General features: G+C 42.4%; 9 protein-coding genes and 2 pseudogenes. 8 read left to right on the top strand and 3 right to left on the bottom strand.

Going from position 1 to position 9,198, the window contains the following annotated elements; genetic code table 11:
* Positions 1-158: 158 nt before the first annotated feature.
* Together FKN93_RS16445 and FKN93_RS16440 are read left to right on the top strand one after the other, a co-directional pair.
* Positions 159-491 (top strand): type II toxin-antitoxin system RelE/ParE family toxin, encoded by a 333-nt coding sequence (locus tag FKN93_RS16445; RefSeq protein ID WP_170905672.1) that lies wholly within the window; start codon positions 159-161, stop codon positions 489-491.
* The gene (locus FKN93_RS16440; protein WP_170905671.1) at positions 478-792 is read left to right on the top strand and encodes a DNA-binding transcriptional regulator; all 315 of its coding nucleotides are present in this window, start codon (positions 478-480) and stop codon (positions 790-792) included. Before FKN93_RS16445 ends, FKN93_RS16440 begins: the two co-directional genes overlap by 14 nt.
* Before the next feature lie 98 nt (positions 793-890).
* Here FKN93_RS16440 and FKN93_RS16435 read toward each other — a convergent pair.
* The 3 genes and pseudogenes from FKN93_RS16435 to FKN93_RS16425 all read right to left on the bottom strand — a co-directional run bounded on the left by FKN93_RS16435 (position 891) and on the right by FKN93_RS16425 (position 2,643).
* A pseudogene (locus tag FKN93_RS16435) lies at positions 891-1,975 on the bottom strand (IS4 family transposase).
* Between the two features lie 129 nt (positions 1,976-2,104).
* Positions 2,105-2,404 (bottom strand): type II toxin-antitoxin system RelE/ParE family toxin, encoded by a 300-nt coding sequence (locus tag FKN93_RS16430; RefSeq protein WP_170905670.1) that lies wholly within the window; start codon positions 2,402-2,404, stop codon positions 2,105-2,107.
* A complete protein-coding gene (locus FKN93_RS16425; protein WP_170905669.1) occupies positions 2,401-2,643 on the bottom strand; it encodes a type II toxin-antitoxin system ParD family antitoxin in 243 nt (80 codons plus the stop codon). Before FKN93_RS16425 ends, FKN93_RS16430 begins: the two co-directional genes overlap by 4 nt.
* Positions 2,644-2,912: 269 nt before the next feature.
* On the opposite strand from FKN93_RS16425, the gene FKN93_RS16420 reads away from it, so the two are divergent.
* From FKN93_RS16420 to FKN93_RS16395, 6 genes and pseudogenes are all read left to right on the top strand, one after another.
* Positions 2,913-4,067, top strand: a complete 1,155-nt coding sequence (locus FKN93_RS16420; protein ID WP_170905668.1) for a tyrosine-type recombinase/integrase — start codon at positions 2,913-2,915, stop codon at positions 4,065-4,067.
* A 243-nt stretch (positions 4,068-4,310) separates the two neighbouring features.
* Positions 4,311-4,679 (top strand): annotated as a pseudogene (locus tag FKN93_RS16415) (Tn7-like element transposition protein TnsE).
* Between the two features lie 382 nt (positions 4,680-5,061).
* On the top strand, positions 5,062-5,496 hold the full coding sequence (locus FKN93_RS16410; RefSeq protein WP_226982816.1) for a MerR family transcriptional regulator: 435 nt from the start codon (positions 5,062-5,064) through the stop codon (positions 5,494-5,496).
* A gap of 1 nt (position 5,497) precedes the next feature.
* A complete protein-coding gene (locus FKN93_RS16405) occupies positions 5,498-8,218 on the top strand; it encodes a heavy metal translocating P-type ATPase (RefSeq protein WP_170905667.1) in 2,721 nt (906 codons plus the stop codon).
* Positions 8,219-8,398: 180 nt separating this feature from the next.
* Positions 8,399-8,686, top strand: coding sequence for a hypothetical protein (locus tag FKN93_RS16400; protein ID WP_074373098.1), 288 nt, complete (start codon positions 8,399-8,401; stop codon positions 8,684-8,686).
* 19 nt (positions 8,687-8,705) lie between these two features.
* On the top strand, positions 8,706-8,948 hold the full coding sequence (locus FKN93_RS16395) for a hypothetical protein (RefSeq protein WP_074373097.1): 243 nt from the start codon (positions 8,706-8,708) through the stop codon (positions 8,946-8,948).
* Positions 8,949-9,198 lie beyond the last annotated feature (250 nt).

Here is a 9,198-nt window from a genome sequence, read left to right as displayed (position 1 = left end):
GAATCGTGTAGGATATTGAGTTCGCACATCTTGTTGTCTGGTTGTTGTTTTTTGGCGAAATCATTTGATCACATGACAAGATGTGTATCCAGCTTAAATTGATGATTTTTCTTAAAATCATCAGGGGGTTTCCTCAGTGTTATGCGTACACTTTGCTTATGAAAAGTGTATTTTTTGAATCAACCATATTTGAAAAGTACCGAAATGAACACCTCAGTGACGAGGAGTTTCGACTATTCCAAGCTGAACTAATGTCGAACCCAAAGCAAGGTGACGTAATTCAAGGTACAGGTGGTTTGCGAAAGATTCGAGTAGCAAGTAAAGGTAAGGAAACACGTGGTGGTTCACGTGTTATCTATTACTTCCTCGATGAAAAGCGTCGCTTCTATTTGCTGACGATTTTTGACAAAAATGAAATGTCAGACTTAACCGCAGATCAAAAGAAACAGTTAAAGGCTTTTATGGAGGCGTGGCGCAATGAGAAATCGTGACCTATTTGCAGAATTAAGTTCAGCACTTGTTGAAGCTAAAGAGCACTCAGAGGGTAAATTAACTCTGAAAACTCACCAAATTAATGAAATTAGCGAGTTAAATATCTCGCCTGACGAAATTGTTAGTATTCGTGAACAGTTCAATATGTCTCGTGGCGTATTTGCTCGTTTGCTACATACATCATCACGTACATTAGAGAACTGGGAACAGGGGCGAAACGCACCAAATGGGCAAGCTGTCACCCTTTTAAAATTGGTACAGCGCCATCCAGAAACTCTGTCTCACATCGCAGAGCTATAACAAAGCATTTAAGAATGATTCGCAACGCTTGGCGGTTTCGCTTCGCTCAAGTATAGGCAAGCGCCGTCCACACCTTAACGCGGCCCTGGCGGATCCCCTCATAATTCGCCCAACCTGCAAGTATGGGTGAGGCGCTGATATTCCAACATCGCCCAGTGATATTGGGATTCTTTTATCCGATATCGTCGATGGCTTCGCACCTCTTTTCCTAGCCTTGGGATTGATAAAACACTTCGATGCTTGATGGTGTTGGCTTGGAAGTCATATTGCCATTTGGCTTGTATCGCGATTAAGCCATTCCACCACATTATGATTTCGGCCATCAATGCCATAAGCAACAAGATATCAATACGCTTAGTACAACGTGTCCGATTATGACGTAACGCTAATCCGTAAGCGGGGCTTTTCAAATCTCGGAACGACTCTTCAATTTGCATCCTTTTCGCGTACAAACGGGTGATTTTAACGCCATTAAGTACAGAGTTCGGGATGTTTGTGACCAGAAACCAAGGCTCTTTTGCGCCTTTATGGAACACTTTTCCGGCAGGTTCGACTGTGTCGATGCGCTTTTCTGCGTTTAGGGTGACTCTTATATAAGTAAGCAAAACACTTAATCGAGACTTCGCCACGTACGCGACCAAGCCAGAACCAACCTTTGCTGGCGACTTGCCTTAACCATGTATTTCTAAAGCCAGTGTCAGAGACAATGATAGGCGTGCAGCCTTGGGGTAGTAGAATAGATTGAAGCTTATCGAGAAAGTGCTGATGGCTTGTTGGCGAGTTGTAGTTTTTGTACTCAAATACCTGCTCATAAAGCGTGACAGCGCGACCTTTAACGGATACCGAAGCGCGTAATTGTCATATAGCGCAGTTGCTCACGAACATCTGACCAATCAACCAACACAACAGGAAAAGGATTGGCGCGAGTAATAAAGGACGCATGCCATTTATATATGGACTCTTTTTCACGGTGTAGATTGCGATTACCAAGTAATCGGTCGATACGTTTGATGGCATGCTTCACCGTGGTATCGGTGTCGAGAGCGCGTCCAATTTTGGTGAGGGTGAGATCAGAGCCATCCAGTACCGTTCTTGTTGCAAGCATCAGAGATCTAAGTCGTTTTTTGTGAATGTCAGGGCATTGGTTTTCGAGTGCTTGCTGTAGAATTTGAACATCGCGCATCGTAGGGGTTCCCTATTAAATCCATTTAATCCGGTGTGTTTTTGGCGAAATTCATTAGATCAGAATGAGCGATGCGCGTCTAATCATTGTTTTATATGGAAATTATGGTGGGGTCGTAAGAACCGGGCGTTATGAGCCAAAGTTCGGATTAACATCCATGCTCTTATGTAAAATACGGACGACTCTAATCTGTTGGCTGCCCGTTTGCTGATAAAAAATCACATGGCTACCTTGAGGAAATTTACGGTAACCATCTCGAATTTCATCACATGATTTGCCGATGTCGGGATTTTCAGCCAAAAGCCAAAATGAATCGTCAAATTGCTTTAAGTAGATGTTTCTCTGCTCTTTGCCCCAACGGCGTTGAGTAAATAAAGCAATATCACGCAAATCGGTTTTGGCTGCAGTTGTAAGATTAAATGGTTTCATCGATTAGTTTCACCATCAAGTTCATGGATGAAACTATCAAGGTCATAATCAGCGTCACCACTTTGTTCACCTTCAACAAGTAGTTGACGGAGAGTCTGCAGTTTAGTCTCTTGGTTTTCGAGTAAACGCAAAGCCGAACGAATAACTTCACTTGCAGAGCCATAACGCCCACTTTGAATTTGGTGTGTGATAAAACCATCAAAGTGTTCACCAAGGGTAATACTTGTGTTCTTAGCCATAATTTTCATCCCCAAAGTACCAATAAATACCTAATTATGGTATTAAATAGCTTTCAAGGCAAGGCGTATAACAAACGCTTCAAGAGGGACAGCCAACGTGTGGCATTTTTTACTATATGTTGGTTTTTTGTGATTACAGAGCAATGCGATTAGTTGGTAGTGAAGTTGCCTCCCCTCCCCTAAAATTAAGAGACTTTTTGCCGACTTTGGTAAAAAACCAATAGTGTTATATAATTATATTTATATAACACTATCGGGCACGGTTTATCATGGCGGACTCCTCTAAACAGATAGTAAAATTGCAAAGTCAAGTGACACTGTCACAATTAAAATCTCAAGAAGATGTCGGTAACAAGTGGCAAGAAAGTAAAAGAAAACTAAAAAGATTTAAGGTTGAGTTTCCAGATCTATCGAACAGTTTTGATCCAGACTGGCATGAATTACCGAAAGCACTATTTAACTTGAAAAGCTTCGACGAAGATAGAGGCGGTTACAGTATTAATACTTTAAGGATGCTTTCTTTTGTTGTTGGGAAGTGGGACAAATATTGCAAAAATGCATCGGTTTACAGTTTTCCAATCAGTGAGCACATCTTTCTAAATTGGCTCAAGGAACTAAAGTTAAATTTAGATATAAAAATTAATACCTTGAAGCAATATCGAGCCCAGATTAGTTTGTTTCTTAACATTATGGGGGCTCAAGATGTCACTAAAAAACCTATTGTAAAAAACTTTTTCAATTCTTTAGCGAAAGATGAAGTTGAATTAACCGGGTCTCAATTAATCGAGCTACAAGCTAAACCTTTTAGAAAGCATCATTTGACATCACTTATGTCAATATGGAGTAATGAGCAAAACGTAATCCAATACCGAGATCTAACGGTTTTAACCGTGGCCTATGGAACAATGTTAAGAGAAGCAGAAATAGGTGCCATTAGAAAAAAACACATCAAAATATTAACCAATGGTGATGTAAATATTGAGCGTGTTACATCAAAAACGTCAATTAACCCAGAACCGAAACGCTTAACGGGAAAGTTTTCTTTCATCTTAAGACGTTATTTAGAACTATATTGTCATAGCTTAGATGACGACAACTATATCTTCAGCTGGTTAACTAAAAACGGCTTAAGACCCGTTGAATATAGAGAAACACCTATGTCAGGTATGACAATTGATAGAATTTATCGCCGTGCACACGATGCGCTGGGTGAAAGGTGTGACGGCGTCACTTTTGGGGCTGTACAAAGAAAGAAATGGAGCGGTCATTCGAGTCGAGTAGGCGCTTTACAAGATGGTTATTTGGCGGGAATGAATTTAACTCAATTGATCCAGCTAGGGGACTGGAAAAGCAATGAAATGGTCTTGCGCTATTTAAGAGGTTTAAATAATGATCAGAGCCCTAACTTACTCTTGCAAGATTGAGTAAAAAGGATGCATGAGTTGATGAGATAATAACTTATTTAAATAAACGAGTTATAGTGCATCAGGGCGCGTTAAGTTGATTTCGAGGTAGTTTTACCAAATTTCGTGACTACTCACCGCCTCTATCTTAGCTAATGTTCGATAGCATCGAGAGTTCGAGAAACTTTGTGTTGAAAATCAGCACAAGCATTATTTACCCTGTGATTAGTTTCAATCTTTATTGCCAAAATATTACTAATATCATTGTCGCACGCGGTAAAACTTTCATTCTTTATTGAGTCTGGTGCAAAGAGAACGATCCGTTGCGTTGTCGTGGAGTTAAATGGGCATGTGAATTACTTGCTTGAAATTGATGTCACAGGGCTGAATAAATGGATTTCTACCAAATGCTTGCGACAGATTGATACTCGTAACTGGAAAGAGCAGTTTTCTTGAATTAAAAAAGGCGTGGTAACAAAGTCTCTTGGATGGCCAACACAAGAAATGGATGCCATGTTTGGCTTCAAAAAGCATATTGGTATATCTCACCCTAAGTCAGTAGAGGGGCACCCGACAGGTATTCCAACTGAATCTATCTTAGACTGGGCTGGGAGGGTTGCTGAGAAACTCTAGTGTTTTTAGCTATGTGGTTAAGTGATTCGTGGCACTATCTGAATCCGAAGTGCCCCCAAATCATTTAGAGTTCATTACATTATTGTAATTAGCTCCCAATTTATTACTCATCAATAACATACCTCTTAAATTTTTTCTCAATATGCTTGACCTATGTCTAACACATAGGTTTTAAGCTACAACTAATACACATTGGTAACGAATTGGAGATAGTTATGAGTTGTTGTAACAAAGCCCCAAACGGTGGGAGCAGTGACCCTAAGTTGTTACTTAAACTGTTTATTGGGTTGTTTGTGATTATATTTTTAGTCGCATTTATTTTTGGCTAGCAACATAAAACGAATAAAGTTTCATGTGCGTTAAACCTTCAGAGGCATGGATTATGTTGACAACTGAAATTGCGAGAGCAGCAGGTGTGACTGCTGAAACAGTCAGGTTTTACACTAGAAAGGGCCTTCTTTATGCAGAGCGAGACCCCAACAATGGCTACAAGATGTACCAGCAAAGTGCGGTTAATCGCCTGAAGTTCATTTCTCATGCGCGATCTATTGGTTTTAGCCTTAGCCAGATTCAAGAAATCATTGATTACTCCGAGCAAGGGCTGACTCCTTGCCCAGCTGTGAGGCAAATGCTGACTGATAAAATCGTAGAAACCAAGCAAAAGATCGAAGAGCACCAACGCCATTTAGCCATGATGGAAGCAACTTACGCAGAGTGGAATGAAAAACCGGATATGGAGCCCAACGGCAACGCATTATGTTGCTTAATCGAGGACTGGTCTGAGAAGCACCATCAAGTATTACCCGAGGAAAACTAACATGAACACAACACAGTATTCTCTAGCACTTTCCGGCATTAACTGTGGCCGATGTGTCGCTAAAATTGTAGATGGGTTACGTGAAAGAGACCCTGATGTATCTTTCACTATTAATGATACGAAAAACAGAGCAGAGCTCACAACCACGTTGCTGCCAGAAAGCGCGATAGAAGTCCTTGCAAAGTTAGGTTATGCGGCTTCAATACCTACGCAACAAGAGTACCGTACATCATTATCTAATGTTACTTGCCAACACTGTGTGGGTAAAATCACTCAAGCGATAGGTGCATTGGATGGTGCTGCTCAAGTGGTTGTTGATTTAGAAAATCAAACATTGGTTGTGAATAGCAGTTTGAACGGCAATGACATTGAAAGCGTATTAGTCGAACTGGGTTATAGCGGTATGACTGATGACACGCAACCACAAACTACGGATGTAATTAAATCGAACAAAGTGAAAACAACACAGGCGTTGGATGTCAGTATCGAGCTGTCATTAATCGGTGTCACTTGCGCAAGTTGTGTTAACACGATTGAAGGTGCTCTTATATCGGTGTCAGGTGTCGACTCTGTTGACGTGAACTTTGCGAATCGAACGGCGACCGTGGTTTCAAGTCAGCCTGCCAGCGTACTAATTGAGGCGATACAAGGCGCAGGATATGACGCAGAAGAAATTGTCGATCAGGCGTTAGCAAGTGACCTCAAAGAAGAGCGTGAATCTGAGGAGTATCGCTTTAAAGTAAAACAAAGCGTTATTGGTCTTGGTCTCGGAGTACCGTTGATGGTGTACGGTCTGTTCGGCGGACCAATGAATGTCAATACGCAATCTGAGCAGTTACTATGGTTGGCCTTAGGTTTAGTGACATTTTTCATTTTAGTCCGTGCGGGCAAGCACTTTTTTACTGGAGCTTGGAAGGCCTTTCTGAACCGTAATGCGAACATGGACACATTAATAGCGCTGGGAACGGGTACCGCTTGGCTCTATTCAATGGTGGTCGTTGTCGGGCCGCAGTGGCTTCCGGAAAGTGCAAGGCACCTCTACTTTGAAGCTACAGCCATGATCATTGGTTTAATCAATTTAGGACAGGCGCTTGAGTTAAAGGCTCGAGGCAGAACTTCGCAGGCTATCAAGCGTTTGCTTGATTTGAGAGTCAAAACTGCCATGGTGATTCGTGACGGCAAGGAGATGTCTTTATCGATTGAACAAGTTATCACAGGCGACTTGATTCGGGTTAGAGCCGGTGAAAAAGTCCCGGTTGATGGTGTGATTACAGAGGGCGAGACAACGATTGATGAGTCTATGCTCACTGGAGAGCCAATTCCTGTTGTTAAACAAGTGGGCAGCTCAGTGTCTGCAGGGACGATTAATGACCACGGAAGTTTCGTTTTTGAGGCGCAGAAAGTGGGCAGTGATACCGTTCTTGCTCAGATCATCAGCATGGTGTCGAACGCGCAAAACTCAAAGCCACCAATCAGCCATCTAGCCGATAAAGTGTCTTCAGTGTTTGTACCAACCGTGATGATTCTATCGATTCTGACAGCGCTGGTTTGGTATAACTTTGGCCCTCAACCTTCCTTAGTCTATATGATAGTGGCAGCTACCTCGGTGTTGATCATCGCATGCCCTTGTGCACTTGGTCTAGCAACGCCGATTTCTACTATGATCGGTGTCGGTAAGGCAGCCGAGTTTGGCGGGCTAATCCGAAATGGAGAAGCGTTACAAAGAGCCAGTGAGTTGGATGTCGTCGTACTGGATAAAACCGGTACGATTACTCAAGGTAAACCTGAAGTAACAAATTTTGTCTCGTTGTCAGATGATTCAGAGTTTCTGCCTCTGGTCAATGCTTTGGAGAAAGGATCTAACCATCCGCTAGCTAAAGCGTTAATCGCATTTACTCAAAGTGAGGTGCGTGATGAAGCGCGCTTACCAGAAGTGTCAGATTTCGAGTCATTAACCGGACTTGGTGTTCAGGCTCAGTATGCGGGTCAACGCGTGTTGCTTGGCAATCGCAAGCTGATGAAACAGTTTAACGTCAATGTTGAATTGGTTACAGAGCATGCATTGCAGTGGGAGCAAGAAGCCACCACAGTGGTGTATTTTGCGATAGGCGCTCAAGTGCAAGCGCTGTTCGGTATCAGTGACCCGATTCGAGATGATGCTCGAAGTGCGATAAATCGTTTTCATCAGCAAGGCATTCATGTCGTGATGCTAACGGGGGATAACCACAATACAGCGAAGGCGGTGGCATCACTCGCGAATGTTGATGAATATCATGCGGAATTGATGCCTGAGGATAAGCTTGACTGGATTAAACAGTTGCAAGCGAAAGGGCATGTTGTCGGCATGGTCGGTGATGGTATCAATGATGCGCCAGCACTTGCTCAATCAGACGTTGGTTTTGCTATTGGCAGTGGTACGGATGTCGCGATTGAAAGTGCCGATATTACCTTGATGCGCAGCTCACTCCACGGTATCTCAGATGTGATTGGGATCAGTACTGCCACAATGAAAAACATTAAGCAGAACTTGTGGGGGGCGTTTATCTATAACAGCTTGGGTATTCCTGTGGCAGCAGGGCTTCTGTTTCCGTTCACGGGTTGGCTATTAAGTCCGATCATCGCTGGGGCTGCGATGTCACTGTCCTCTGTTACTGTTGTAACCAATGCTAATCGCTTGCGCTTTTATACACCAGCTTCAGCCTCTACAACCAATGAGGAGTAATACTATGTTAGTCAATATATTAGGTCTTACAGCAATCGTGTTTATAGTCTGGTGGTTTTGGGGTAAGAAAAACGGCTAAGGTGACAAAATTGTCATGAACCCCTCCCCACTCCTGATCTAAGCGTTGCGATAAACTGAGTCTCAGTTAAACGAGTTAAAGTTATTTTGGAGAGCAAGAGAATGAAAAGCAAAAAATCAGATTGTCACAAGAATGGTCATCATAAAGGTCATGGATGGATGATGGTTCTATGCGCGTTATTAATGGTGGGTATTCCATTATTTATTCTCTCTTCTAGCCAAGAGATATTTAGTTGGGCATACCTTAGTAGTGCGATTGTTCCATTAATCATCTGTTTAGCTATGCATGGTTTAATGATGAAGATGATGATGCCAAGTGAAAAGAAAGACTCCGAAGCCAACGAGCAATCGGTGGAAAAAATTGAAAACAATCAACAGTTCAAAGCATAAGTAAGGGTTAGGTGATGTTATGAAAAAGTTATATGTATCAGTGTTATTTAGTGGTCTAGTTGCGATGCCGGTGTTAGCAACAAGTTCCATCGATGATCAGCATCGACATCACAATGTCGCGCAAAATGAGAAAGTGCATGTTAAGCAATCTCACGCGGATAAGATGAAGGATCACGATAGGATGATAGAACACATGCAAATGATGCAAAGCATGAACATGGAAGACATGCCAGAAGAGTGCAAAAAAATGATGAGTAGCTGAACCAATGAAATACTCGTAATCAGAAAAAGAGCTCCCCTTTACTTTTTCTAGTAAAAAAGAGCCGCCTCAGCTAACTGGGCGGCTCTTTATCGTTTATTGCCACAGGATTCATCGCAATTACAAAGAAGTGGACCCCAACGGTTGGACACATAAGCTCATTTCTTAAGTGGTTGACCCAGCTCATGCTGCGTATCTTTGCCTACCGAAGTAGGCCTCATCAGGAGTGAGGTTATTGAGTCCTTGATGGTTA

The sequence above is a fragment of the Vibrio sp. A8-1 genome (genome assembly GCF_013048685.1).
In the GTDB taxonomy this organism is placed as follows: domain Bacteria; phylum Pseudomonadota; class Gammaproteobacteria; order Enterobacterales; family Vibrionaceae; genus Vibrio; species Vibrio metschnikovii.
Note: the sequence above shows the minus strand (reverse complement) of the source record. Positions and strands in the feature narration are given on the sequence as shown.

Bases quoted from the DNA above. Each gene is read 5' to 3' on its own strand.
- FKN93_RS16420 (WP_170905668.1), top strand. From the start codon at position 2,913: ATGGCGGACTCCTCTAAACAGATAGTAAAATTGCAAAGTCAAGTGACA.
- FKN93_RS16410 (WP_226982816.1), top strand. From the start codon at position 5,062: ATGTTGACAACTGAAATTGCGAGAGCAGCAGGTGTGACTGCTGAAACA.
- FKN93_RS16425 (WP_170905669.1), bottom strand. From the start codon at position 2,643: ATGGCTAAGAACACAAGTATTACCCTTGGTGAACACTTTGATGGTTTT.
- FKN93_RS16430 (WP_170905670.1), bottom strand. From the start codon at position 2,404: ATGAAACCATTTAATCTTACAACTGCAGCCAAAACCGATTTGCGTGAT.
- FKN93_RS16400 (WP_074373098.1), top strand. From the start codon at position 8,399: ATGAAAAGCAAAAAATCAGATTGTCACAAGAATGGTCATCATAAAGGT.
- FKN93_RS16405 (WP_170905667.1), top strand. From the start codon at position 5,498: ATGAACACAACACAGTATTCTCTAGCACTTTCCGGCATTAACTGTGGC.
- FKN93_RS16395 (WP_074373097.1), top strand. From the start codon at position 8,706: ATGAAAAAGTTATATGTATCAGTGTTATTTAGTGGTCTAGTTGCGATG.
- FKN93_RS16445 (WP_170905672.1), top strand. From the start codon at position 159: ATGAAAAGTGTATTTTTTGAATCAACCATATTTGAAAAGTACCGAAAT.
- FKN93_RS16440 (WP_170905671.1), top strand. From the start codon at position 478: ATGAGAAATCGTGACCTATTTGCAGAATTAAGTTCAGCACTTGTTGAA.